The organism is Campylobacter concisus (genome assembly GCF_902460415.1).
GTDB classification, from domain to species: domain Bacteria; phylum Campylobacterota; class Campylobacteria; order Campylobacterales; family Campylobacteraceae; genus Campylobacter_A; species Campylobacter_A concisus_Y.
Genome location: NZ_CABPTY010000002.1, coordinates 95533 through 121526 on the forward strand (window position 1 = coordinate 95533; position 25994 = coordinate 121526).

Sequence of the window (25994 nt, forward strand, 5' to 3'; positions counted from 1 at the left end):
TAAACAACGTTTTGTTTAGTGAGCTAATTTTTAAATACCCCAAGGTTTATCCATTGGGGTATCTCTTTTCTATCATTAAATTTTTATAATTGTTTATTTTTTTAACTAGCATCAAATCTACAAAATTTTAGTTATTTAATCAGTAAGTCTGGATGATAAACAAAGACTGAAAATGGATTAAAATTTGGCGGTAAATGTAGATAAAATTACCGCCGTAAGGATAAATTATTTTCCAGTTGGGTCTAAGCCATTTAAGATGTAATTTACTTCATCATCACTTAGCTCATAGTGTAAAAATTCTTTATAAAATTTCTTCGTCTCCGCACGTAAATCCAAATCCTCAAAAAGCTCGGGATGCAAGGTCTTAGCCGCCCATAAAATTTGCAATGCTCCCTCGGCGCCGTATCTATCCCAGCTAAAAACGCCGGTAGGATTTACGTAAACTCTTTTATTTTTGACGGCTTTGGTGCCCGCGTAAATAGGATTTTCGTATATCTTTTGTAAAATTTCGGGAGCTTTGGCTCTGCCTACGATGATTACGTCGGGATCTGCGTTAGGTATCTCTTCGGCATTTATTTCAAGCATATTTCCTACTTTTTGAACCGCGTTTTGGCCGCCTGCTACCCTTATCCACTCGTCTATGATCGTATTTACGCCGTCAACCTTAAATAAATTCTTGCCGTCTGCTATGTGAAGTACTTTAGGTCTATCTGACGCAGCGATCTTATCCGTTTTGCTTAGCGCTTTTTTAAGGTTGCCGTCAAAATACTCGTTAAATTTCTCCGCGATCTTTGGCGCTTCGCCTCCTATGACCTCAGCCATTATAGATACGCTTTTTTTCATATCCGCATGATTGGTAAATGACGGATAAAGCACGGTAAAGCCGTTTTTGGTTAGCTCTTCTTTGTTCTTTTTATCGGCGGCTATGACGACGTCTGGGCTTAGTTTGATTAGCTCTTCTACCTGTAAATCTTTGCCGTTTACGCCGTTTGGGATGCTTGAAATTCTAGGATAAATATGCGCAAACCATTTGTTGTTTTTGATTAGATCGGTAGTCGCTACTATCTTGTCCGCGCCGCCTAGCATTAATATGATTTGATTGTTCGCATACCAAAGCGTAGCGATTTTTTCTACTTTTGTGGGAACTTTTATGACGTCGCCAGTGATGTCCTTGACATCTCTAAACTCAGCTGCATTAAGCAAAAGGCTTGCAAACAGCACCATTAAAGCCATGAAAAATTTTTTCATTTTTTCTCCTTATGTTAAATATATATTTTTATATATAAGTGCTAATACTATATGTTATCGCCTTAATAAACAATATCTTTACAATATAAATTTCTAATTTAGAGCTTTAAAATTCATGAGTAAATGTGGATTTTTATCTGTTATTGATAGATTAAATTTATAGCAAGGACTCCCCTTCTTGCACTTGGCAAAAAAGGGAGAAAAGAGAGATTATTTCTCGAAAGCTTTTTGCAAGCTAAATGGAAACGCTTGATAGCCCATAGCATTTGTCATCTTTATCTCGATGCTAGGCTCTTTTGCGCCCCACTCAAACTCATCGATGTGTGGGCTAGGAAGTCCTACTGGGCGACCTTTGGCGATGTCAAACTGCATGCCAGCAACGGCTGAGTAGACCATCACGCTATCAAGGTCATCTTGATACTGCGTAAGGCTAGTAACCGAGCTATACCACTCTTTGCCACGCTCTTTGCCGTACTCCCAAATTTGCTCAGCAGTCTTTTTCTTTTCATCTATCTTATAAACGACTGCGCGAGAGTATTTCATGCCAGCGATGGCTGGTTGCTCCATGCCCCTTGTGTCGCCGTTATCAAAGACGCTTAGATAAATTTCGCCTTTTTTAGACTTACTATCTATCCTAAATGCCGTGTGCTGAGTCCATTGCCAGTCAAAGCCACCTTTGTCGCTCTCGTATCCTGGGCATTTTGAGTACTCATCTTCGCAGACGATCTTGTTGCCTTTGCTATCAACTGGCTGAAGGAGTTTATCTTTAAATTTATCGCTCCAGCCCTTGTGAGCACCCATGATCCATTTTACTTGTTTGTCACGGCCGATCTTGATAACTGCGTCTTGGTGGCGGCTTGAGATGATGATACTATCGTCGCTTGGGTCGTAATCCACGCTATTTACGTGCGCCCAGTTGCGTCCTGGACCAGCGCCAACTATGTCGCCCCATTTATCGTGTGTATCCATAGACTGAAGCTCATCAGAGCTTGCAGTGTGACCTGCTTTTTTAGCGTCTATGTTTAAGCAAACTGCGCCTTGATCAAGCGTTTTTAGCACGATGTCGCGGTAAGGATCGAGGATTTCATATAGTCTAAAGTCATCAACTACGTTGCCATCTCTGTCAAGCTCAACGATGACGTCGCGCACTGTTCTTACATTTTTGCCATCAGCCCTTTTGTAGTCGGCATTTGCCACGCGCAAGAAGTAGTGTCCGTTTTGTGCTACGTCCATCGAGTGAGAGAAGTCATTGTAGCTAGCTGGTAGCTCGCGGTTGAAAATTTCTCTACCCATGATGTCGTATTTTGCGTATCTTTGACCATATCCCCAAGTCATAGCGCCGTCGTCATTTTGCTTAAAGCCCATCATAACGCCAGCGTGAAATGGCTGTTTTAGGTCGTAAATTTTGCTTGGCTCCAGGTACCATCTAACCTCGCCTTTTGTATCAAGGATGAAGTTATTTGGGCTGTAGTTCCACTCGATCGCACCGCCAGCTGGGTTGTTCCAAACGACTTTTGTGCCCTTGCCTGTTTTATTTACAAAGTTATTTACGTAGTAGAGGCGGTTTGCAAATTTAGCGCTTGCTGGCTTAGTAACCTCGATCTTGTCAAATAGCGCACCCTTTTGATTTGGCGTGCCAGCGCTCTCTAAGTAGATAGCTGGAGCGTAAATTTTATAGCTCTCTTTTATATGCTCAGTTTTGCCCTTGTAGCTCTTGTCGTACTCGACTTCAACGGTGTTTTGATAGTCAGGATACATGCCAAAAACTGGGATGCCACCATGTGTGCGAAGATGCTTGTCAGCCACTTTGTAGCTTATCACCTGACCGCCTTGTTTTGGCACGATAGTGACCTTAGCGTTGCTTAGTGTGTAGCCGCCATTTTTGATGACTGCTGTAAGTGGGGCAGTATCGTATGGATTTACCACTACTTCGCCGATCTGCCCAGTGATAGCGTAGTCAAGTTTAGCCCCGCTTGGACCGCCTATCGCAAAAGCGCTCGAGCAAAGCACAGAGGCTAGTGCAACACAACTCAAAGTCTTTTTCATAACATCTCCTTTAGATAAATTTTATAAACTCTACTCATAAAGCTTATAAAATTTAGAAAAAGCCTTGGCAAAAACCAAGGCCTCAATCAGTAAAAGGAATAACAAAAATGATTTGCTTTGTGTGTAATTGTAGTAAATCTTTATAACATAAATTTCACGCTAAAGTTAATACTAGCTTAAAATTTAAAAATATATTTAAAATTTTTGTCTTTTTGGATCTTAAGCTAGCATTTACGCTTTAGCACTTATAATCAGTCCCAAACAATGGAGTAAAACTTATGACACTAACTTACAATGCAAAGAAAATTTATGAAATTTGGTTTGAATCAAAAAGTAAGCTTGAAGAGAGCAATGCTAGCTTTTTAGAGGATTATTTAAATTTTTTAGGCGATATTAGTGAAGTGATAAATATTGATGAAAAAACAAGGCTTTCGGCTATCATCGCCTCTCTTTGCGTGAGCAAAGGTGCGAAAAGCTCATTTAAAAGCTTTGTTAGAGCTGCTTTAAATGTAGGCATATCAGCAGGAGATATCAAAGAAATTTTATATCAAGCAGTCCCTTATGCTGGGCTTGGCAGAGTAGAAGATCAGATATTTTTAGCTGATGAGATTTTTAATGAGCGTTGCATAAAGCTCGAAAATATGCCTAAAAAATCAAGAGAAGGCAGAGGCGAACGAGGCCTTGAGATACAAAGAAAACTCTTCACAGCAGTTGATAAATTTATCGCCTCAACACCAAATGACCAAAGGCATATAATGGAATTTTTATCGCAAAACTGCTTTGGCGATTTTTATGCAAGAGATGGGCTTAGTTTAGAGCTTAGAGAGCTTTTGACATTTGTCTATATCACGACTCTTGGCTTTGCAAAACCACAGCTTTTAGGGCACATTGCTGCAAATTTTGGCATCGGCAACGATAGAGCTAAACTAATAAGCGTTGTTACAACACTTATACCATTTATAGGCTATCCAAGTGCTTTAAACGCATTATCAGCAATAAATGAGATAAGTTCTAGTAAAAATTAAATTTTTAATCAATGCGATATCTTATAAATTTCAGCCAAAATTTATTCTAGCGTTAAAAGTGCGGTTGAGCTTGGTTGTAGAATAACTCAAAATAAATCATCTAAAGGAGATTATCATGAGTTTTCTATCTAAATTTAGCAAGGCTATCTTTGCTGTTGCAGTTGCTGGTGCGATTAGTGCTAGTGCATTTAGTGAGGGCGAGGACTACGTCAAGCTTGAAAAGCCACTAAGTGTGGGACAAAATACGCTAGTTAAAATTTTTAGCTATGCTTGCCCATTTTGCTACAAGTACGACAAGAGCGTCACTCCAAAGGTAGTTGAGAAAATCCCTGGACTAAAATACGAGCCATTTCACCTAAAGACAAAGGGCGATTATGGCGAGGTTGCGAGCAAGGTTTTTGCTGTGCTTATCGTCATGGACGAGGCAAAAGGTGTTAGCTTATTTGATGAAAATTCGCTATTTAAAAAGGCTAAATTTGCCTACTACAAGGCTTATCACGATAAAAAAGAGCGCTGGAGCGATGGCAAAGATGCTGAGGGCTTTTTAAAGATCGGACTTGATGCAGCTGGCGTTAGTAAAGCAGACTACGAAAAAGAGCTAGCTAATCCAAAAGTGACTGAGCTGCTTAAAAAGTGGGATGAGAGCTATGACGTGGCTAAAATTCAAGGCGTGCCAGCATTTGTTGTAAATGGCAAATACCTCATCATGACAAAATCAATCAGCTCGCTTGACGGTATGGCAGCACTCATCGAAGAGCTTCTTAAAAAATAAGGCGTCACATGAGCTTTTTTAAAAAAATGGCTAAATTTCAAGACTCACGCATCTCTTGGGCGATCTTGGTCTTTGTAAGCGTTGCACTTGTCGTTATCGCGCACTCGCTCTTTCAAAACTACGCCTATATGCCTCCTTGCGAGCAGTGCGTCTATATACGTTTTGCATTTTTATGCATGGCGCTTGGCGGCGTGATCGCTATGATAAATCCAAAAAATTTGCTCTTTGCTCTAGTTGGCTACGTCTTTGCCTTTTGGGGAGCGGTACAGGGCATAATGTATAGCGTAAAGCTAGCTAAAATCCACGATGCGGTGCATGGTGATGATCCTTTTGGTGTGCAGGGCTGCTCTACTGAGCCACACTATCCATTTGGCTTGCCGCTTGAAAAGTGGGCGCCTGACTGGTTTATGCCAACGGGAGACTGCGGATATGACAGTCCTATGGTGCCTGATGGCGTGGTGCTAAGTGATTTGCAAAAGAGCATAGTTGATCTTTATGTCGACGGCTGGTATCTTGTGCCTTCATCTAAATTTATGTCGATGGCTGATTGCACGCTGCTTGGATTTGGTGTTTGTTTTGTAGTGCTTGCACTTATGCTTGTTTCAAAGCTTTTATCCTTTTTAAAATGAATTTAGTTAGCCCAAATTTGGGCTAACTTAGGATATACTGCGCGTATGGGTATTAATTTAAAATCACAAAATATTAAAATCTACGCCATCATCTTGCTTGCTAGCCTTTTTGTAATACTTCTTGGGCTAAATATTTATAGCAATGCAAAAGAGAAAATCATAGAGCTATCTGATAAAAATAACATAGCAGTTAGCAAAAATATCGTAAATAACTTTCAAATTTGGCTTGATGAACGTATAAATTCACTCATTCGTGCGTCAAAATTTATACAAAATGCAGGCATCGTAGATGACGATGAAAAGATAGCTGGCTTTATAAAGCTCTTTAAACAAAACGCAAAAGAATTTGATCTAATGCAGCTTTTAAGGGATGATGGAGAAATTTTTGTAGATGGAGAAAAAATTTTAGAAGAAGTTATGCCAAAGAGCGAAAGAGCAGGGCTTATCTGGTATGTTGAGACAAAAAATACAAATGCCCCAAGCGTAAATTTCATGCAAAAACATAAAATTTTAAAAGGCTCAACTCTAAATTTATGCGTTCCAGTCACAAAACAAGCGAAATTTAAAGCAGCACTTTGTGGCGTCGTGCGTATAGAAAATATCTTTAACAGCATTAAAAATTTTAGCCTTGCGCCAAATTCTTACTCATTTTTAGTGACTCATAGCGGTGAAATTTTAACATCGATACCTGATCTTGCTTTAAAAAAAGAGATCGAGGAGAAATTTAAAGAGTTGTTTTTAAAAGATGAAGACATTACAAGCTTAAAAATAGGACAAAATTTAATCCAAGTAGCTGAGATACCAACGATAAATTGGTTCATAGGAGCTGGCACAAATAATGAAGAGGAAATTTCAGCTTTAACAAAAGAAGCTTTAAAAAATGCTCTAAGCTTGCTCTTTGCCTTCGTTGCGCTCACATTTTTGGCAAATATCCTTCATAATTTTATGTATAACAAGATAAAAAAGATACAAGATGAGTATGAAACTTTGCTAACTCATAGAGCTAAAATGAGTGAGGCTGGCGAGCTAATAAGTGGTATCAATCATCAATTCATTCAGCCAGTAAATTCGCTAAAACTAATGCTAAGTTCGTGCATAATGTTAAAAAAAGAAGGTAAATTAAGCGATGAGGAGCTAATAAATTTACTTGAAAAAGGACAAAGCTCGGTCAAACTTCTTTCAAGTACTATTGAAATTTTTAGAAATTTTTACAAAAGCGCTGAAAATGTGAGCGAATTTGAGGTGCAAACAAGCGTTAAAAATCTAATAACTCTCATGCACACAGAGCTAAGCCGTGCAAATGTTAGTGTAAAATTTAGCGGCTTTAACGAACAAAAAGTTCGTCAGATAGAAAATATAATCCAACAAATTTTACTAATCCTAATACACAACGCAAAAGACTCACTTGTCGAAAGCTACAAAAATGAGCCACTAAAACGTATCATTGAAATAAAATTTAGAAGCTTTGAAAATAAGTGCTACATCGGAGTTTATGACAATGGGAATGGCGTAAGCGAGCAAATGAGCGAGAAAATTTTTACTTGGCTAAATACCACCAAAAAGCAAGGAAATGGCATAGGGCTTTATTTTGCTAAAAAGCTAGCACAAGAAAAGCTAAATGGTGATGTAAGGCTCGTAAATAACGCAAAGCCAACGGTGTTTGAGCTAAGTTTTGATATAAATTTAAAGGACTAAAATGCAAGAAGTCTTAGAAATTTTAAAAAAGACGTCCGTCTTGGTAGTCGAAGATGACGATATAGCAAGAGAGCTTATTATTAGCGGGCTTAAACCTTATTGCGAGCAGGTAATTGGTGCTTGCAATGGACAAGATGGCGTGGAGAAATTTAAAAAGCAAGGTTTTGATATCGTGATGAGCGATATTCACATGCCTGTGCTTAATGGCTTTGAGATGATGAATGAGATGAAGCGCACAAAACCGCACCAAAAATTTATCGTCTTTACCTCTTATGATAGCGATGAAAATTTGATAAAAAGCATGGAAGAAGGGGCGATGCTCTTTTTAAAAAAGCCTATTGATATGAAGGATCTTAGAGCAATGCTTATTAGTTTAAGTTTTGAACGAGATGAAAAGCTAGTCTATTTAAGCGATGAGGTGAGTATAAATTTAAAAAGAGAGAAAATTTATAAAAACGGCATTGAAATTTATCTTAGCTTCTTGCAAAATAAGATATTTTGGCTCTTTGCTTATAATCTAAATAAGCTAGTTACTTATGAGATGATAGAAGAATTTGTCTATGAAAGCGATGTTAGCAAGGCGGCTATCCAAAATGTGATACTTCGCCTAAAACGCGAGCTTGGCGTGAAATTTAAAAATATCAGCGAGAGTGGATATATTTTAATCACAAAATCTGAATGATTTGGAATTATCGCCACCTTGTACCATAGTACAATATACAAAAGTAATTAAATATACTAAAATACGGACAAATAAAAATAAGGAATAAAGATGGCAGCAGTAGCTGGTATAGTTAAAAGTGTTTCATCTGATGTTATAGCGATAGACCAAAATGATCATGTAAGAGTTTTAGACGTAAATGATAAAGTATATATCGGAGAGGCTATAAAGGGCGAGAGCGAAAGTGCAAGCATTACAATCACTGCAAATGATGGACAAGATATATCAATAAACGGATACGATACTCTTTGGCTAGATAGTAGCGTAGTAAGTGATGATATTGGTGAGTCTAGCATAGATACTGACGCATTGTTTAAAGCACTTCTTGGCAATGATTATGTATCGATTTTAGATCATATAAATGAAAAAGTAGATGATATCCTTAGCGCAACCAATTTAGAGCAAGAAGAGCTAAGTGATGAGGCTAGCGTAAATATTAGTTTTAATGAAATAGATCCAAATTTAGCAAATGAGCATGGATTAAGAGAAGATGATCTTTTGACTAAAATAAACGAACATAAAGAGAGCGATAAGCAGATAGATCCTAGCTTTGAGCATACAAATCTTAATGCAACTACGATATATATAGATATCGATAACGACTTAAATAAACTTTCATAAATTTGAGCTTTTTGCTCAAATTTCTTCTGTTTTAAAAAACTCAAATTTATCTAATATCCTCTATAATAAGCCAAAAATTTCAAAGGAAAACGATGAAAAAAATTCTAATCATCGCAGGCTCTTGCAATAGTGGCACAGCTGGACTTCAAGCAGATATAAAAACATGTGCTAGGCTTAATTGTTATAGTGCAACAGCGGTAACTTCTTTGGTCGCTGAGACTACGGATGCTGTAAAGAGTGTAGTTTGCTTAGAACCTAGCTTTGTCAAAGATCAGCTAAATACGCTTGCGGAAGAATTTAGCTTTGATGCGATTAAGATAGGCATGTTATTTAGTGAAGAGATTATGGAAGTGGTGCGTGAGTTTTTACTGGCTCAAAATACCAAAGTAGTGCTTGATCCAGTTTGCGTCTCAAAAAGTGGACACAAGCTTATAAAAGATAGTGCGGTGGCAAAACTAAAAGAGCTAATGAGCTTAGCTACAGTAACTACTCCAAATTTAGATGAGGCAAATGTGCTTTTTGGTGATGATTATAAAGATTTGCCTTGTGATGTTATCGTAAAAAAACATATCAGCGAAGATAGCAGTATAGACACGCTTTATAAAAAAGATGGTTCGCTAAGAAATTTTAAGACCCCACTTGTTAATCCGCTTGTAATGAGTGGAACTGGTTGTAGCTTCTCAACTGCACTTGCTTGTTTTTTAGCAAAGGGCAAGAGCCTAGAGGAGTCCATACAACTTTCAAAAGAGTATATTTGCTCTATCATAAAAGAGAGCATCGATACAAAACTTGGTAAAAATCGCCTACTTTGGCATGGAGCGAAGTAAAATTTATCCCTCTGATCTTTGCACAGCAGCTGATTGAGTGATGATGTCGTGCAGATTTAGTTTATCTTTTCTAAAGAAACAAAGGCAAAGCCCAAGTATGCTAAAGCCAGCAAAAGCAAAGCAAATTTGGCGCAAGATGGTGTGAAAAAAGCTTAGTTTTCTGCCAGTTTTTAGATTTATCAGATAAATTTCTTGTGCTTTATAGCCCGGAGTTTGTGCTTTTATGCTAAAAAAAAGGCACATTATAAGCGAAATCAGGCTATTTGCACCAAAAATGGCAATTTGGTTATGCAAAAATGCCTCTTTGCCATCAAGCACAAGATATGTTGTCGCATAAAATATCGGCATACCGATGATAAAAAGATCGATAATAAAGGCCTTCGCTCTAGCCCAAATAGGTGCGATTTTCGCCTTTTGCTTTGCCAACTCAATTTCCTGTATTTATGTAGATACGGCTAAATTTCTCCCAGTCGTATAGATAGACTAGGTTGTCACTCTCACCGCTATCATGCGTGACGCAGAGCATAGTAGAGGCGCGTGAGACCTTGCACCAGTGACTATAGAGATCAAGTTTTTTGATATCGCTTTCTAGTACACCAAAACAGCCTATATACTCATAAATGCTAAGATTAAAAAAGCTCTTATTTTCGGTCTTTAGCAGGCGTTTTTTGCTATTTTCTTGCATTAAATTAGCTCTACACCTTTGCCATTTACTACTTCACCGATCACGTAGCCATCGCTGCTAGCTAGGACAGCATCGACGTTTTCTTTAGGCACAACTAGGATCATGCCAACGCCCATGTTAAAGGTTCTCATCATCTCTCTATCTTCTACTTTTTGAGCGATGATTTTAAAAATTTCAGGCGTTTTTATAGCGTTTTTTTGTACTTTTGCACCAAGCCCAGCAGGAAAGACGCGAGGTAAGTTTTCAACTATACCACCACCGGTGATGTGAGCCATTGCTGTAATCTTATCTTTTAATCTTAAAAAGTCGCTAACGTAAATTCTAGTTGGCTCAAGAAGCACGTCGATGAGCTTTTTATCGCCTACTTTTTCATCAAATTTTAGTCCAAGCTCGCTTACCACTTTTCTTGCAAGAGAGAAGCCATTTGAGTGTAGACCACTGCTTGGAAGCGCGACTAAAACGTCACCAGCTTTTACAAATTTGCTTCTGTCGATCTCATCAGCCTCGGCGATACCAACGGCAAATCCAGCAAGATCGAAGTCGCCTTTTTCATACATCGATGGCATCTCGGCTGTCTCACCGCCGATAAGCGCACATTGTGCCTTTTTGCAGCCATTTGCGATGCTTTTTACCACCTCTTTGGCACTCTCTATCTCAAGCTTTGCAGTCGCGTAGTAGTCGAGGAAAAAGAGTGGTGTGGCGAAGTTGCAGATGAGATCATTCACGCACATTGCGACTAGATCCTCGCCCACGCCGTCAAATTTCTTAGCGTCGATAGCTAGGCGAAGCTTCGTGCCAACGCCATCAGTCGCACCTAAAATGGCTGGATTTTTATATCCGCTTGGTAGTCTGACCGCTCCTGAAAATGACCCAATGCCACCTATGACGTTTGGTGTTTGTGTAGATTTTACGAAAGGCTTTATCGCCTCAACAAAGCTATTTCCAGCATCTATATCCACTCCAGCATCTTTATAGCTTATCATCTTTGCCCTTTTTTGTAATTTTTTAAAACTTTAGCCAAAAGTTGCTAAAATTGTTATCAATTTTCAAAAATGGAGCAAGTTTGCAGAAATTTCCAAATGCCTACATCATTACAGGCTCTATTGCTAGCGGTAAAAGCACGGCTATAAATTTGCTAAAAGAACGAGGTTTTAGCGTGATTGATGCTGACGTGATCGCTCATGAGCAGCTTGAAATTTGTAAATGTGAGATAGTGGAAGTTTTTGGAGAGCAAATTTTAGGTGAGACTGGCAAAATCGATCGGCAAAAACTTGGCACCATTGTTTTTAATGATCCAAAAAAGTTAAAAATTTTAGAGCAAATTTTGTATCCAAAGATAAAAGCTGAAATTTTATCTCGTGCTGCAAAGCTTGAGTGTTTGGGGCAGGTTTATTTTGTGGATATCCCTTTATTTTTCGAAAAGCAAGATCGATACACCGAGTTTAAAAATGTAGCTGTGATCTATGCACCAAAAGAGCTACTAATAAGCCGTCTAATAAGCCGAAATGGTCTAAATTTAGAAGCAGCAAAAGCTAGAGTGGATCTTCAGATGGATATAGAGCAAAAGCGAGAAAAAGCAAATTTTGTTATAGACAACAGCGGTGATAAAGAAAATTTAGAGCAGGAACTAGAGAAATTTCTAGGGCAAATTTGCGGCTGAGTTTATATAAACTCGGCAAAACAGGTAGAGCAATTTTAAAGGAAAGATAATGCAGGTTTCAAAGTACAATGCTAGTGGTAATGATTTTGTCATATTTCACACATTTTTAAGTAAAGATAGAAGCGAGCTAGCAAGACAAATTTGCAGCAGGACGAACGGCGTGGGAGCTGATGGGCTCATCGTGCTTTTGCCTTACGAAAAGGGTGTGAAATGGGAGTTTTACAACAGCGACGGAAGCTACGCTGCGATGTGTGGCAACGGCTCGCGCGCGGCTGCTAGATATGCCTATCTAAATGGTCTTGTTAGTTCAAACGAATTTGTCTTGCTAACTGGTAGCGGCGAGGTGATGGCAAATGTGAAAGGTGAGTGCGTCGAGGTCGTGCTAACAAGTCCAAAGATTTTAAGCGAGCCATTAAATGAAAACGGCAAAACTTGGTATTTTTACGATACTGGCGTGCCACATCTTGTAAATTTCACACAAAATTTAGATGAATTTGACGTCAAAGAGTGCAGGTCGCTTCGTCAAAAATACAATGCAAATGTAAATTTAGCCAAATTTGATGGCGAAGTTTTAAAGGTGAGAACCTACGAAAGGGGCGTGGAGGACGAGACGCTAGCTTGTGGCACTGGCATGGCGGCTTGCTTTTACGGCGCTACTTTAAATTTAAACGCACCGCAAAGCCTAAAAGTCTATCCAAAAAGCGGCGAAGAGCTTGGACTTAGGCTTGAAAACGGCAAAATCTTATTTAGCGGAGCGGTGAAACACTGCTTTGATACGAGTATCGAAATTTAGCTTTTAGAGCGAGTTTTTGTGCTTGCTTCGGGTTAGTCAGAGCAAGCAAATTTTCAAATTTATATCATTAAATTTGCAGCGGTGCTGATTAAAATTTAAATACAAACCATTTAAGAGTTTAGCTACTTAAATATCTCAAGAATAAATTTATATGAAATTTGTTGGGGTGTAAAAATCTCCGCCGAAATTTTATTTACTGAAGCTTTGAAATACTGCTTTGATATGAGTATTGAAATTTAGCTATTTTGGCTGCTAGTAGTTAAATTTGGCTAGTAGTTTGTAAAAGTCGTAGGTAGTAAATTAAAACAAAGAGTTTTATAAAGTTTTTGTTATTAAATTTTAAACTGTATAAAAAAGAAGATCTCCGCCGAAGCGGAGAAAAGGTGTTATTTCAAAGCATCTTTTGCTTGTTTTGCAAGTGCCGCAAATGCCTTCGCGTCATTCATAGCTAGATCAGCTAAAATTTTTCTATCAAGTTCGATCTTAGCTTTGTTTAAGCCGTTGATAAATCTTGAATAGCTAATGTCGTTTAGTCTGCAAGCTGCGTTGATACGAACGATCCATAAACGTCTGAAATCACGTTTTTTCTGGCGTCTGTCGCGATATGCATAAACTAAACTTCTCTCTAGTTGCTCTTTAGCTTTTCTAAAGTGTTTATGTCTAGCACTGAAAAAGCCACGTGCTAGCTTTAAAACTTTCTTATGGCGTCTTCTTCTAACTACGCCTGTTTTTACTCTTGCCATATTTATCCTTTTACAAATTGGCGCTCACAAGGTGAGTCTTGCCCCTAAATTTGGGGGAGTTTGAATGACTTTTTGTCAAAAACTTAAATCTACGCTGCTTATACGCCGAGCATTTTGCGAACGGCTGGGACATTTGTGCTGTCCACGTATTTTGGGCCACGCAAATCTCTCATACGCTTAGTAGGTTTTTTTGTTAAGATGTGGCTTCTAAAAGCAGAGCCTCTTTTTATCTTATTTTTACCTACTTTAAAGCGCTTAGCAGCACCGCGAACGGTTTTCATCTTTGGCATGCTAATCCTTTTTGAAATTTTATACGCAAGTGCGTAAGATTTGGATTATAGCGAAAAATCCTTTAGAAAATTTAAATTTCACTTAGACAAAATTTGCAATAAATTTACATTTAACTTAAAAAAGTTTTAAAATTTAGAATTAAATTATTAAATTTGGCATATAATCACATATAAGAAATTTATTTTACTAAAGGAGTAAAAATGAAAGGGAAAATTCTTGCATCAATCGTCGCTATGAGTGCGATTTTAGGCACAAGTAGCTTGGCATGCACTACCATTTTAGTAGGAGATAAAGCCTCAAACGACGGCTCTATGTTAGTGGCTAGAAGCGCAGACAGCAAGGCCATAAAGGCTCAAGTTTTTTTGATACATCCAGCTACGAAAAACCAAACTGGCATGCACAGCTCAAAGGCGCATGACGGCGCAAATGACTTTACATATCCGCTTCCAAAAGATGGCATGAGATACACAACTATCGCAAATTCACACACAAAACTTCACGGAGCAGTCGGCTACAACGAGGCTGGCGTTGGACTTAGTGGCACTGAGACCATCTACGCAAAAGATGAGCTTTTAAAAGTTGATCCATACAACGAAGAGACCGGTATCACAGAAGATGACATCCCAGACGTGCTTTTGCCACGTATCAAAAGCGCAAAAGAGGGCGTTAAGCTTCTTGGCGAGATAGTTGAGACAAAAGGCGCTGGCGAGGGCTTTGGCGTGGTATTTGTCGATGCAAATGAGCTTTGGTACTTTGAAACTGGCACAGGCCACAAATGGATCGCCACAAAGATCGCTCCAGATGAGTATTTCGTTACTGCGAACCAAGGCCGCCTTCAAAACTATAAAGAGAATGACCCAAATTTCATGGGAGCAAAAGATGTCATCAAATTTGCGATCGATAACAAGACCTATGACCCTGCAAAAGACGGAGAATTTAACTTTACAAAGGCCTATACAAGGGACGATGAGAGAGATGTGACTTACAACTACCCACGTGTTTGCTGGGTACAAAGCATGTTTAACCCAAGTCTAAAACAAGACTTCGCTGACGGTCAGAAATTTCCAGTATTTTTAAAACCAGAGAAAAAACTAAGTGTAGAAGATCTAAAAGCTGCGATGAGAGCCCACTACGACGGCACTGCGTTTGATAACTACGCTAGTAAAGACGAAGATAAGAAAAACATCTACCGCGCTATAAGCGTCTTTAGAACATACGAGTCTCACGTCATGCAGGTGCGCCCGTGGTTACCAAAAGAGATCGGCCGCGTGACCTACGTCGCTCTTGGCATGGCTGATCTTAGCGTTTATTTGCCGTATTACGAGGGGCTTGATGGCTTTATAAAAGGCTACTCTGATGGCTCATATGACGCTGATAACACTTCGATTTACTGGGTTTATAGAAAGCTTCAAACCCTTGTGATGACTGATTATGAGAAGTATTCTCCAGTGGTTAAAGAGGCATACGCTAAATTTGAAAAAGAGTTGGCGGTAAAACAGGCTAAATTTGAAGATGAGTACGTAAAGCTTTATAAAAAAGATAAGAAAAAAGCAGACAAACTCCTAAATGAATTTAGCCAAAAGACTATGCAAGAGGCTAAAGATCTAACACAGGAGCTTACAAATAAGGTCTTTACTATGCTTACAGCTGATATGGATGCTAAGCTAAAATCCCTAAATAAAGGCAAAAAAGACTAAAAACTCTGGGCGTGAAATTTAGTAGCGCCCAAACTTTAAACAAAAATTTGGCAAAGAGCGTTTATAATGCGACAAAAATTCACTACAAAGGAAAAACGCTGATGCCTTGTCCCATGCGTAAAGCTCATTAATCTCGGCAAAAAACATATCAGCGATTTTCAAAAAATACGCAAATTTTTAAACAATTTCACATTTTTTTACATTGAAATAAATCCATTTTTGCTAGCAGGTCCGTTGCATTGTAACTGCATTTTTAATAGCAAAGCTAAGCAGTGTTTGAAATTTGGCAAGGATCTTTTTAGCAGGGTTTTTTATAAATTTTACTTCAGCTTAAGAAGAAGTGGGTGTCATCCACCACGTGTGAGGTGACACAGACTTGTGCGCAGCGTAACAACATCGAACGTGCTGGGGGTTTGGGTCGCAGGGATAAGGGGGCGGTTTTGTAATTCTAGCCCTCTTGTACCTGCATAAAAATATTCAAGGTTGCTGTGCTTTGCACAGTTTTATAGTAGTCTGCAGAGCGAATTTTCGTCTGCAAATTTAAATTTAAAAAGGATAAAAATGATAAAAAGTTATGTTTTAGGTTTTCCAAGAATCGGAGAGAAAAGAGAGTTAAAGCGCGCGTTAGAGGGCTTTTGGGCTGGTAAAGAGGGCTTTAGTGAAGAGAATTTGCAAGAGACTGCAAAGATGCTTCGCCAAAGACACTGGAAATATCAACAAGACGCTGGCATTTCGGCAATTAGTGTCAATGATTTTTCATTTTATGACTTAATGCTTGATAACATCATCGCTTTTGGCGCTACACCTCCAAGATTTGCAAATTTAAGCGGCTTGGAGCAATATTTTGCTTGCTCAAGAGGCAACAAAAACGGCGTTGCGATGGAGATGACAAAGTGGTTTAACACAAACTACCACTACATCGTGCCAGAGCTTAGCAGCGAGAGTAAATTTAGCCTAAAAGCGGACAAAATTTTAAATGAATACAAAGAGGCGAAGGCTAACGGCGTAAAAGGCAAGGTAAATTTGATCGGCCCTATCACATTTTTGGCTCTTTCAAAGACGACTGACGGCAGCTGCCCATTTAAGCACCTTGACGCACTTGTGGGCGAGTACAAAAAGCTACTTGAGCAAATTTCTAAGCTAGATGATGAAATTTTAGTGCAGTTTGACGAGCCGATCTTTGTAACTGACAAAAACGAAAGCGATCTTTTGCCACTTATCACTAAGGTTTATAACGAGCTAACAGGCGTTGCTAGCAACATCAAGATCGTATTTGCGACATATTTTGAGCATGCGATCAAGGCAGTTAGCGAAGTGGCTAAAACTAAAATTTATGGTATCGCACTTGACTTCATCCATGGCAAGAGAAATTTCGAAGCACTTGAGACTATCAAAAAGAGCCATTTGACGCTATTTGCTGGCGTTATAGACGGCAGAAATATCTGGAAAAGCAATATAGATGATAAGGTAAAACTTGTTCGTAAAATTTCAGAAAAAATAGGCGGCAAAGACTTTTACATCGGCACTTCATGCTCACTTCTTCACGTGCCATACACTCTAAAATATGAAGAAAATTTAAACCCTGAGATCAAAAGCTGGCTAAGTTTTGCGGTTGAGAAGCTTGATGAGATCAAGATCATCACAAAACTAGCAAACGATGAGAAGCTTGATGAGAGTGAAACAAAAATTTATGAAGAGAATAAAAATGCAGTTAAAACTCGCGCCACTTCAAAGCTCATCCACTCAGATAGCGTTCAAAACCGCATCAAAAATTTAAGCAAATTTGAGCGTGATGAGAAATTTGAAGACCGCATAAAAATCCAGCGTGAAACGCTAAAATACGGTATCTTGCCTACAACGACAATAGGCAGCTTCCCTCAAACGGTTGATCTTCGTGTACTTCGCCAAAATTTCAAAAAAGGCGAGATCGATGCGGCTGCTTATGAAGCTGGTATCAAAAAATACATCGATGAGTGTGTGAAATTCCAAGAAGATATCGGCCTAGACGTGCTAGTACACGGCGAGCCAGAGAGAAACGACATGGTCGAGTACTTTGGCGAGCAGATCAGCGGATATGCATTTAGCCAAAATGGCTGGGTGCAAAGCTACGGCAGCCGCTGCGTCAAGCCGCCACTTCTCTTTGGTGACGTGAGCCGCCCAGAGCCGATGACTGTTAAGTGGATGAAGTACGCTCAAAGCATCACAAAACACGTAATGAAGGGCATGCTAACTGGACCTGTAACGATGCTAAACTGGAGCTTTGTGCGTGATGACTTGCCAAGAAGCGAAGTAGCAAAACAGCTTGCGCTTTGTATCTATGACGAGATCGCAGACCTTCAAAATGCGGGCATCAGAGTGATCCAAGTCGATGAGGCAGCGTTTAAAGAGGGCTATCCACTAAGGGCTGAAAATATCCCAGCTTATGAGAAATTTGCGGTTGATTGCTTTAAGCTTTCAGTGAGCTCAGCCGAGGCAAAAACTCAGATCCACACACATATGTGCTACTCTGAATTTAACGACATCATCAAGACTATCGAAGCTATGGACGCCGATGTTATCAGTATCGAGACCGCAAGAAGTGGCAACGAGCTACTTAAAATTTTCAAAGCTGTTGGCTACAAACAAGAGGTCGGACCTGGCGTTTACGACATCCACAGCCCACGTGTGCCAAGTGTCGAAGAGATCGTCGCTCAGATCAAAGCTCTGCTTGAAGTCTTGCCAAAAGAGCAACTCTGGATCAACCCTGACTGCGGCCTAAAAACCAGAAAATGGGAAGAGGTCGAGCCAAGCCTTAAAAACATGGTAGAAGCTGTCAAGATCGTAAGAGGTCTATAATCCAAATTTTAGCGTCTAGCAAGCCTAGGCGCTAAACTCCGTTTAAATTTCAAAAAAGTTAGAAAATGTTAAAAGATAAGATCATAAACAATGAAAGTGGCATAGTGCTTTATGGCTTAACGCCTCCAAAGGCTGAATTTGACGAGGCAAAGCTTAAAGAGATCGCTGCAAAATGGGACAAGAGGATCACGGATGTGCAGGCTGATGGCTTGGTGCTTTACGAGATCCAAGATGAAAGCAGCCGCATAAAAAGCGAGCGAACTTTTGAATTTAGCGATACATTAAGCCCTGAAATTTACTACTCAAAATACCTAAATTTAAAGACGTCAAGCATCTTTTATAGGGTCGCAAATAAATATAACGAGAGTGAGTTTAGAGCAAATTTAGCCAAAAGTAGTAGCGATATAAATGTTTTTGTTGGCGTTGCTTCTGGCAAAGTAGAGCCTAAAATGAGCCTAGAGCGTGCTTATGAGATCGCTAGAGATGAGTTTAAAGAGCTTGTAGTGGGTGGTGTTTGCATAGCTGAGAGGCACGCTAAAAATGGCGATGAAGAGCAAAGGATGAGTCAAAAGGCCAAAATGGGGGCAAAATTTTTTATCTCACAGGCGGTTTTTGATATAAATTTGGCTAAAAATTTACTAACAAGCGTGGCAAAAAGTGGGTTAAATTTGCCTATAATTTTGACTTTTACGACTTGCGGCACGCCAAAAACGCTAGAGTTTATCAAGTGGCTTGGTATAAGTGTTGATGAAAAGAGCGAAAAAAGGATGCTTGAGAGTGATGATTTTTTAGCCACGGCATCACAAATTTGCCTTGAAAATTTCGCAGAGCTTTATGAATTTGCCAAAAAGCTTGGTATAAACGTCGGCGTCAATGTTGAAAGTGTAATGGCAAAAAGAGCCGAGATAGAAGCGAGCTTGGAGCTAACACATAAGATGAGAGATGTGTTTTGACCTATTAAGAGCTGTTAAAGTTTAACTGGCTTAAAGTCCCGCTATATCTTATATCCAGTGTCTTGCATGTTTTAGATAGATAGTAGAAATTTTTGCTCTTATCTCTCACGAGTGATCTTATGCGTTCTTGTTTTTGTGTTGATCTAAAATTCTCTAGTGTATTAATTCTCTTAAAAATACCAGGGCGTTTTTGCTGCGCAAAAACATAATGAGGGAGATATTTTGACTATTTCTTATAAATTTAACTAGTTAGAGGTTTAATTTTTCATATCTATTATTACTCTTAAAGATGCCGATAACCTCGTTAACTCTTTTTAGCTGGATCATCCTAAACCCTAGTAGTAAAGCGATCTATTTTAGGATAACATTTTGCTCAAGGTTACTTGAGAGTAGCGAGACCTTTTTTATCAATCTACCAGTCCACCAACAGTTTTTTGTATTGTTCTTATTAGCCTTTTTTTAAAAAAATTCTCTCCCTCTTTTGTAGGTTTATATTTATCTTTGAAGATTTTTTTTCTTACTCTTTGACCTTTTGCTCTAGCATATTCTTCTCATAAATTTTTATATATCGGCTTTTAGTATTCAAGATAATTTCCAAAGCTAGCACCATGTCCTACATCATAGTGGTAGCTTACACATTTTAGCTCTTTATCGCTATCAAGCAGTTACTGATATTTTATTGCTATCTATCACACTTGTATGGTAGCTAGTGCAACCATTGTCAAATTCGAAATGCTCGCGATTTTTTTATATTCTTATGCCAATCAATCGTATCAAGATCGCCAAAGAAATATACCCAGCCCTCTAAGATGCTATTTTTGCCTTTGTTGGAGTGTATTTTGCGATATTATTATATTTTTTGATATTTTCATCTTTACTGATAACTGTGAAACAAGCGTTAGCCAATTCTAAATTTATCCATTACATTTACTGCTTGTAAATAAATTTAATTACTAAAGAATTAAGCTAAATAAAATAGAAAATAAAATATAATCCCAAATCTTTGGTCCCGTAGCTCAGTTGGTAGAGCACTACCTTGACATGGTAGTGGTCGATGGTTCGAGTCCATTCGGGGCCACCACTTCTAATAAAACATCCTAAGCAAGAGATTTAAAAATTAATTATTAGTAAATTTTCTAAAGATGTGGTAAAGATTTATTTCAAATAATCTTTCACATCATACTCTTTGCCAGCATCGTGATCTTTTAAAAGCTTTGCCACGATAGGGCTTAAAATGATGATGGCAATTAAATTTGGTACGACCATCAAGCCATTAAACATATCTGCTAGGCTCCAGACAAAATCAACCTTTTGCAAGCTTCCCAAAAATACAAAAACGACTACTAAAATTTGAAAAGCTCTGACCGCTTTTGCCCCAAGAAGGTATCTTACGTTGATTTCAGCAAAATAGTACCATCCAAGAATCGTTGTAAATGCAAAGAAAAATAGGCAAACAGCTACGAAACTATATCCGCCAACCTTACCAAAGATATGCGATGAGAAAGCCTCTTGTACCAAGGTTATGCCTGTAAAGACTGCTTTGCCATTTTCAAAGCTAATAACATTTGCAGTAAGCACTACAAAAACGGTGATATTTAAAACGATAAAAGTATCTACAAATACGCTCATTATGCCAAGTACTGCTTGATCGACCGGGTGTTTGACATTAGCTGCGGCGTGTGCGTGCGGAGTTGAGCCCATGCCAGCTTCATTGCTAAAAAGCCCTCTTGCTATGCCGTATCTCATCGCAGCTGCTATGCTAGCTCCAGTAGCTCCACCCCACGCAGCTGAAGGATCAAATGCTGCTTTGTAGATAAGCAAAACTGCATCTGGAATTTCGTGAAAATTTAAAGCGATAATGATTAGTCCAACACCTACATAAAGTAAAGCCATTAAAGGCACGATCTTTTCAGCCACTCTTGCGATCGCCTTTACGCCACCTATAAAGATGACTGCGCAGACGATTGCTAAAAAAGCTCCAGTTATCCACTGAGGTATACCAAAGGCTCCTTTAAAGCCATCTGAGATCGAGTTTGCTTGAACCATGTTGCCGATAAAGCCAAGTGCGATAATGATAGCGATAGCGAAAAATCCAGCTAAAATTTTTGCCCATTTTCCCTTTAATCCACGACTTATATAAAATGCCGGACCGCCTATCGTGTGCCCGCTATCGTCTTTTGTGCGGTAAATTTGAGCTAGGCAAATTTCAGCAAAATTTGTAGCCATGCCTAAAAACGCAGCGCACCACATCCAAAATATCGCTCCAGGACCACCCATGATAAGAGCTGTTGTCGCACCTACTAGATTACCAGTGCCAACTTGTGCGGCGATTGCGGTTGCAACTGCTTGAAACTGGCTCATACCGGCCTTGCCAGCAGCTTCGCCGTGAAGCGAGAAATTCCCAAAAAGCTCTTTTAAGCCCATTTTAAACTTAAAAATTTGAACAAACCCAAGCCTAATAGTAAAAAATAGTCCAGTGCCGCAAAGTAGGGCGATAAGGAAGTATGGACCCCAAAGAAATGAATTTATACTTTCAACACAATTATTTAAAATTTCAGCAAAATTTGTAGGCATTTTCTTGACTTTCATTGGTGTAGTTTAGAGAGCGAGTATATTTAAAAAAATATAAAATTAGAATAAATAAGAAAAATTTTTTAGCTTGGATTAAAATTTTGCGCTAGTTTCGGCTTACTCGTAGTGAACTTGTTTTTACTAGCAAGATTTTGCGACCAATATTTTTGTGCTCTAAGGCGTTTTTTGATTGATAATTTCTAAATTTATCCCACAATGAAGGTTTAGAATGGTTCTTGGTTTTTAGATTTTAAAATTAGGTTTTTGCGTGTTTTAGGAGGCTTTTACACGAAATTTGCAATCTTTATTGCGCGGATATAACTTGGCAAAACATATTTGGCTCTTAGTTTGCTAAAAATTTTATAAAGCACGTTACAAGTAGCTTTGGCGTTAAATTTTGCTTCATTGTTATTTGCTGGATTTGCCATATTTTGTCCGCTGCTTGGCCTACCGATAGCCACGCTCTGCGCCAAATTTTTCTAGCCGATCGCTGCCCAAAGTTATTTAAAAATTTCTGGAAATTAGCTTGCTCTGCCGTAAGTTGTAATTAATCTACTCCAAGGCACGTCTTCTATCTTTCAATTTAAAAGAGCCCTTTCAAATTGAAAGAGTAAAGCCTAAATTTAGCCCTTGGATTTTATTTTCTCTAGCCATTCATTTAGTGTTTTTTCAAAGCCTATGCCCTTGCTTTTGTAAAAAACGAGCGGTTTTTCTAGGTATTTTTGATCGACCCAGCCGCCAAAATCATGCGGATAAAGGTAGTCTTTGCTCTCTTTTGTGTGATTTTTTAGATATGGCGGGATCTTTAAAATTTCTTCGCTTTGCACGTATCTTAGAGCGGCATTTATCGCGTTGTAGCTGGAGTTTGACTTTGGCGAGCTAGCTAGATAGATGGCGCACTGAGCCAGTATGATCCTAGCCTCTGGAAAGCCTATCTCTTTTACCGCGCTTAGCGTGCTTGCGGCCAAATTTAGCGCATTTGGGTTTGCATTGCCGATGTCTTCGCTGGCAAATATCGCCATCCTTCTAGCGATGAAGTCCGCACTCTCGCCAGAGTCTATGAGCCTTGCAAGGTAGTATATGACGGCATTTTCGTCGCTGCCACGCAGGCTTTTTATAAAAGCGCTTGCTAGCTCGTAGTGCGTGTCGTCCTCTTTCGCCCCCTCTTTTAGGGCGTTTTGGCGAAGTGTTTTTAAATTTTCTAGGCTCACATTTTCATCAAGCGTGACAGCAAATTCGAGTAAATTTAACATAGCTCTTGCGTCGCCGCCGCTACTTTTAAAAAGATATTCCTTCGCCTCCTCGTCAATGCTAAATGAAATTTGCTCTCTTATCTTGCCAAGAAGCTCCTCAAAATCGCCACTGCTAAGTGGCCTAAACTCAAAGAGCATCGAGCGGCTTCTGATGCCTGAGCTTAGCGTGAAAAAGGGATTTTCCGTGCTAGCGCCGATAACTAGGGCTTTGTAGTTTTCCATGGGGATGAGTAGCGCTTCTTGCTGGGTTTTGCTAAGCCTGTGGATCTCGTCTATGAAAAAGAGTGGCTTGTTTAGGGCGTTTTCATAGTTTTTTAAAATTTTGCGAAAGTCATCTATCTTTAAATTTCCGCCATCAAATTCGTAAAAGTCGTAGTTTGCGCCGCTTGCTACTGCCCTTGCAAAGCTCGTCTTGCCACAGCCCGCTGGACCATAAAATATGGAGTGCGGTATCTTGCCGGTGGCTATAAATTTTAAAAAGGCCGCTTTAACCGCTTTTTGACCGCAAATTTCGTCCAAGCTTTTTGGTCTAAACATCAGTGCAAGTGAGCTCAAATTTACTCCTTTACCGCTTTTGGTAAAATTTTGGCCTTTGCGCTAAGGCTCTCTATCTTTAGCTCATAAATTTTCATGATCTTTAGCCCATACTCGGCCGCCACGTCAAAGGTGCTCATCGCGTAGGCGGTGTATTTTTGGCTGAGAATTTTTAAAATTTCATATCTTTTGGCTTCATCTGTCACTTCGTAGGCTCTTGTTTTTGCGATGGCGCTTTTGTACTCAGTCGTAAAGACCTTACCGCCAAGCGCCTTGCCGTCGTCCTTTATCGCCTCTAGCTCACTATCATTTAGGTGTGGGACTTTGTTGAAGCTAACGCAGACAAACTCCACTTTTCGCCCATTTTGAAGCAGTTTTGCCTTGCTGCCAGCGCTCGCTCCGTGGATAAAAATGCTCCCATCAACTCTAACAGGCGAGATAGGCACGCTAAAAATTTCTCCCTCATCATCCACGCATGAGATCACACCGTATTCGCAGTTATCGATAATCTCAAGCGCCTCGTCTTGGCTAAGCTCTCTATCTTTTCGCCTCATTTTTTATCCTTTTTTTGCAAAATATTTTAAAATTTAAGTGCTTAAAGGCTAGTATAACGCAAAAATTTCAAGGAAAAATATGAAAAAATCTCTAATTTTTGCCCTTTTTCTGGGCGTAAATTTATTTGGTGCAAGCGAGGTTTGCAAGGAGTATGTCAAGCAAAGTAGGCTCTATCTTGACGAGCTTTACGCCAAAGAGAGCAAACGACTTGCAAATGATGAGAAGGCGTTAAGACTTTTTGAGCTTAAATTTGATGAGTTTAAACAAAGACAAAGCGGCCAAGAAGCCATAATTTTGCAAAACAAAGATGAGAAATTTTGCAAAAGAAAGCTTGAAGAGACAAACAAACTTTTAAATGATCTAAAAAAATAGATCAAATTTTTACGTTTAGATCCCAGTCTATTGGCGTTTTGCCATGGTTTGCTAGATAGATATTTGCTTTTGAGAAGTGACGGCAGCCAAAAAATGCGCCACGAGCCAGTGGGCTTGGATGTGCTGCCTCTAAGATGAGGTGCTTGCTGGCGTCTATAAGTGGTGCTTTTGCCTTGGCTGGGTTGCCCCAAAGCATAAAAACTACGTTTTGTAAATTTTCGCTTATCTTTTTTATGACGGCGTCTGTAAAGCCCTGCCAGCCAAAGCTTGCGTGAGAATTTGCAACTCCAGCGCTAACGCTTAAAGTTGAGTTTAGTAGTAGCACGCCTTGCTTTGCCCACTTTGTGAGATCGCCGCTATTTGGCTCTTTTATGCCAAGATCGGCGTAAATTTCTTTGTAGATATTTACAAGACTTGGCGGGACTTTTACGCCACTAGGCACTGAAAAGCTTAGTCCCATGGCTTGATTTGCGCCATGGTATGGATCTTGGCCTAGGATGACGACTTTGACATCGTGAAATGGCGTTAGGTTAAATGCATTAAATATAAGCGCACTTGGTGGATAGACGGTGCCAGCGCTCTTTGCTTTTAAGAAATTTTCTTTGATACGCGCGAAATTTTCACTCAAAAACTCATCTTTTAACATTTCTTTCCAACTTGGCTCAATCTTTATATCATCTAAATTTATCTGCATTTTCCTGCCCTTTATAAGTTTTAGCGGTATAATTTTAACTAAAATTTATCTAAAGGAAAGAGTTGTGTCTGAGCAAATTTTTAATAAGATATATGAGCTTCTTAGCAAGAATGAAGCCAAATTTAAAGTCCTAAATCATGAGAGTGCGACCACTTCAGAAGAGGTGGCAAAACTTAGGGGAACAAAGATGAGTCAAGGCGCAAAGGCTCTGGTTTGCTCTATAAAAGGGGTGGATGAGGAGAAATTTAGGCAAATTTTTAAAGATGAAAATGTGCTAAATGATTATTTGCTAAGTGATGAAAAGCCAGCGATGAAGGCTGGTAAAATTTATATTTTGGCTATTTTGACAGCCGATATGCAAGCAAATCTTTATAGCTTGACACAAAAATTTGAAGGCAAAAGAGCGAGCCTTGCTAGCCCAGATGAAGTTTTGGCATTGACAGATTGTGTTTTTGGTTCAGTGCCGCCATTTAGCTTTCATAAAAATTTACACATTGTAGTTGATGAAAGGTTGCTACAAAGAAACGATGAGATCGCATTTAATGCAGGACTACTTGATAGATCGATCATTTTAAATACAAAAGATTATACGAAGATAGTACGACCAACGCTAATAAATTTTGCAGAATAAAAAAGTGCTAGGCTAACCACTTCCTAGCACTAAATATTGTCGGGAGAAAAATGAATTTAAATAATGCAAAGACGAGAAATTGCTAAATTCATTTCAAGAACAAATATTATCAGGCATAATCTTAAAATATAATAAATTATATA

General features: G+C 39.1%; 26 protein-coding genes and 1 tRNA gene. 15 read left to right on the forward strand and 12 right to left on the reverse strand.

Annotated elements, in window-relative coordinates; all coding sequences use genetic code 11:
• Window positions 1-225: 225 nt before the first annotated feature.
• Both FZ940_RS04635 and FZ940_RS04640 read right to left on the reverse strand, forming a co-directional pair.
• A complete protein-coding gene (locus tag FZ940_RS04635; protein ID WP_107775707.1) occupies window positions 226-1248 on the reverse strand; it encodes an ABC transporter substrate-binding protein in 1023 nt (340 codons plus the stop codon).
• 210 nt (window positions 1249-1458) lie between these two features.
• The gene (locus FZ940_RS04640; RefSeq protein WP_148821661.1) at window positions 1459-3294 is read right to left on the reverse strand and encodes an aryl-sulfate sulfotransferase; all 1836 of its coding nucleotides are present in this window, start codon (window positions 3292-3294) and stop codon (window positions 1459-1461) included.
• Between the two features lie 278 nt (window positions 3295-3572).
• On the opposite strand from FZ940_RS04640, the gene FZ940_RS04645 reads away from it, so the two are divergent.
• The 7 genes from FZ940_RS04645 (at window position 3573) to FZ940_RS04675 (ending at window position 9584) form a co-directional block, all read left to right on the forward strand.
• Complete coding sequence (locus tag FZ940_RS04645) at window positions 3573-4319, forward strand: carboxymuconolactone decarboxylase family protein (RefSeq protein WP_148821663.1); 747 nt, start codon at window positions 3573-3575, stop codon at window positions 4317-4319.
• 115 nt (window positions 4320-4434) lie between these two features.
• Entirely contained in the window at window positions 4435-5091 is a 657-nt protein-coding gene (locus FZ940_RS04650; RefSeq protein ID WP_148821665.1) for a thiol:disulfide interchange protein DsbA/DsbL, read from the forward strand.
• Between the two features lie 8 nt (window positions 5092-5099).
• Entirely contained in the window at window positions 5100-5720 is a 621-nt protein-coding gene (gene dsbI, locus FZ940_RS04655) for a protein-disulfide oxidoreductase DsbI (RefSeq protein WP_148821667.1), read from the forward strand.
• 45 nt (window positions 5721-5765) lie between these two features.
• The gene (locus tag FZ940_RS04660; protein ID WP_148821669.1) at window positions 5766-7415 is read left to right on the forward strand and encodes a sensor histidine kinase; all 1650 of its coding nucleotides are present in this window, start codon (window positions 5766-5768) and stop codon (window positions 7413-7415) included.
• Between the two features lies 1 nt (window position 7416).
• Window positions 7417-8097 carry a response regulator transcription factor gene (locus FZ940_RS04665; RefSeq protein ID WP_148821671.1) on the forward strand — a complete coding sequence of 227 codons (681 nt, stop codon included), beginning with the start codon at window positions 7417-7419 and terminating at the stop codon, window positions 8095-8097.
• A gap of 90 nt (window positions 8098-8187) precedes the next feature.
• Window positions 8188-8757, forward strand: a complete 570-nt coding sequence (locus FZ940_RS04670) for a hypothetical protein (protein ID WP_148821673.1) — start codon at window positions 8188-8190, stop codon at window positions 8755-8757.
• 92 nt (window positions 8758-8849) lie between these two features.
• Window positions 8850-9584, forward strand: a complete 735-nt coding sequence (locus FZ940_RS04675) for a hydroxymethylpyrimidine/phosphomethylpyrimidine kinase (RefSeq protein ID WP_084041757.1) — start codon at window positions 8850-8852, stop codon at window positions 9582-9584.
• 3 nt (window positions 9585-9587) lie between these two features.
• On the opposite strand, the gene FZ940_RS04680 is transcribed toward FZ940_RS04675, so the two are convergent.
• Genes FZ940_RS04680 through purM form a run of 3 tightly spaced genes read right to left on the reverse strand, consistent with a single transcriptional unit; the run spans window position 9588 to window position 11252 of the window.
• Window positions 9588-10010, reverse strand: coding sequence for an RDD family protein (locus FZ940_RS04680; protein ID WP_148821674.1), 423 nt, complete (start codon window positions 10008-10010; stop codon window positions 9588-9590).
• Between the two features lies 1 nt (window position 10011).
• Window positions 10012-10269 (reverse strand): hypothetical protein, encoded by a 258-nt coding sequence (locus FZ940_RS04685; RefSeq protein ID WP_148821676.1) that lies wholly within the window; start codon window positions 10267-10269, stop codon window positions 10012-10014.
• The gene (purM, locus tag FZ940_RS04690) at window positions 10269-11252 is read right to left on the reverse strand and encodes a phosphoribosylformylglycinamidine cyclo-ligase (protein ID WP_148821678.1); all 984 of its coding nucleotides are present in this window, start codon (window positions 11250-11252) and stop codon (window positions 10269-10271) included. The genes FZ940_RS04685 and purM overlap by 1 nt, the downstream gene beginning before the upstream one ends.
• A gap of 80 nt (window positions 11253-11332) precedes the next feature.
• On the opposite strand from purM, the gene coaE reads away from it, so the two are divergent.
• The gene (gene coaE / locus FZ940_RS04695; RefSeq protein ID WP_148821680.1) at window positions 11333-11929 is read left to right on the forward strand and encodes a dephospho-CoA kinase; all 597 of its coding nucleotides are present in this window, start codon (window positions 11333-11335) and stop codon (window positions 11927-11929) included.
• Window positions 11930-11978: 49 nt separating this feature from the next.
• Window positions 11979-12722, forward strand: a complete 744-nt coding sequence (gene dapF, locus FZ940_RS04700; RefSeq protein ID WP_148821682.1) for a diaminopimelate epimerase — start codon at window positions 11979-11981, stop codon at window positions 12720-12722.
• A gap of 386 nt (window positions 12723-13108) precedes the next feature.
• On the opposite strand, the gene rplT is transcribed toward dapF, so the two are convergent.
• Both rplT and rpmI read right to left on the reverse strand, forming a co-directional pair.
• Window positions 13109-13465 (reverse strand): 50S ribosomal protein L20, encoded by a 357-nt coding sequence (gene rplT, locus FZ940_RS04705; protein WP_004317321.1) that lies wholly within the window; start codon window positions 13463-13465, stop codon window positions 13109-13111.
• 98 nt (window positions 13466-13563) lie between these two features.
• Window positions 13564-13755 (reverse strand): 50S ribosomal protein L35, encoded by a 192-nt coding sequence (rpmI, locus tag FZ940_RS04710; RefSeq protein ID WP_004317422.1) that lies wholly within the window; start codon window positions 13753-13755, stop codon window positions 13564-13566.
• A 201-nt stretch (window positions 13756-13956) separates the two neighbouring features.
• Here rpmI and FZ940_RS04715 point away from each other — a divergent pair, with 201 nt between their 5' ends.
• The 4 genes from FZ940_RS04715 to FZ940_RS04735 all read left to right on the forward strand — a co-directional run bounded on the left by FZ940_RS04715 (window position 13957) and on the right by FZ940_RS04735 (window position 20322).
• Window positions 13957-15453, forward strand: coding sequence for a C69 family dipeptidase (locus FZ940_RS04715; RefSeq protein ID WP_148821683.1), 1497 nt, complete (start codon window positions 13957-13959; stop codon window positions 15451-15453).
• 561 nt (window positions 15454-16014) lie between these two features.
• Window positions 16015-18288 carry a 5-methyltetrahydropteroyltriglutamate--homocysteine S-methyltransferase gene (gene metE, locus FZ940_RS04725; protein WP_148821686.1) on the forward strand — a complete coding sequence of 758 codons (2274 nt, stop codon included), beginning with the start codon at window positions 16015-16017 and terminating at the stop codon, window positions 18286-18288.
• 65 nt (window positions 18289-18353) lie between these two features.
• Window positions 18354-19241 carry a DNA-binding protein gene (locus tag FZ940_RS04730; RefSeq protein WP_148821688.1) on the forward strand — a complete coding sequence of 296 codons (888 nt, stop codon included), beginning with the start codon at window positions 18354-18356 and terminating at the stop codon, window positions 19239-19241.
• A 1005-nt stretch (window positions 19242-20246) separates the two neighbouring features.
• Window positions 20247-20322 (forward strand) — tRNA-Val (locus tag FZ940_RS04735).
• A gap of 74 nt (window positions 20323-20396) precedes the next feature.
• Here the strand turns inward: FZ940_RS04735 and FZ940_RS04740 are convergent.
• From FZ940_RS04740 to FZ940_RS04750, 4 genes are all read right to left on the reverse strand, one after another.
• Entirely contained in the window at window positions 20397-21815 is a 1419-nt protein-coding gene (locus FZ940_RS04740) for an alanine/glycine:cation symporter family protein (protein ID WP_054195966.1), read from the reverse strand.
• A 281-nt stretch (window positions 21816-22096) separates the two neighbouring features.
• The gene (locus FZ940_RS09445) at window positions 22097-22273 is read right to left on the reverse strand and encodes a hypothetical protein (protein WP_187422138.1); all 177 of its coding nucleotides are present in this window, start codon (window positions 22271-22273) and stop codon (window positions 22097-22099) included.
• A 162-nt stretch (window positions 22274-22435) separates the two neighbouring features.
• Window positions 22436-23602 carry a replication-associated recombination protein A gene (locus FZ940_RS04745; protein ID WP_262367614.1) on the reverse strand — a complete coding sequence of 389 codons (1167 nt, stop codon included), beginning with the start codon at window positions 23600-23602 and terminating at the stop codon, window positions 22436-22438.
• Window positions 23603-23622: 20 nt separating this feature from the next.
• Window positions 23623-24153 carry a pyridoxamine 5'-phosphate oxidase family protein gene (locus FZ940_RS04750; RefSeq protein ID WP_148821691.1) on the reverse strand — a complete coding sequence of 177 codons (531 nt, stop codon included), beginning with the start codon at window positions 24151-24153 and terminating at the stop codon, window positions 23623-23625.
• A gap of 79 nt (window positions 24154-24232) precedes the next feature.
• Here FZ940_RS04750 and FZ940_RS04755 point away from each other — a divergent pair, with 79 nt between their 5' ends.
• Window positions 24233-24526 carry a hypothetical protein gene (locus FZ940_RS04755; RefSeq protein ID WP_148821692.1) on the forward strand — a complete coding sequence of 98 codons (294 nt, stop codon included), beginning with the start codon at window positions 24233-24235 and terminating at the stop codon, window positions 24524-24526.
• 1 nt (window position 24527) lies between these two features.
• On the opposite strand, the gene ung is transcribed toward FZ940_RS04755, so the two are convergent.
• Window positions 24528-25220 carry a uracil-DNA glycosylase gene (gene ung, locus FZ940_RS04760; protein ID WP_148821694.1) on the reverse strand — a complete coding sequence of 231 codons (693 nt, stop codon included), beginning with the start codon at window positions 25218-25220 and terminating at the stop codon, window positions 24528-24530.
• 64 nt (window positions 25221-25284) lie between these two features.
• Here ung and FZ940_RS04765 point away from each other — a divergent pair, with 64 nt between their 5' ends.
• Window positions 25285-25851 (forward strand): YbaK/EbsC family protein, encoded by a 567-nt coding sequence (locus tag FZ940_RS04765; protein ID WP_148821696.1) that lies wholly within the window; start codon window positions 25285-25287, stop codon window positions 25849-25851.
• Window positions 25852-25994 lie beyond the last annotated feature (143 nt).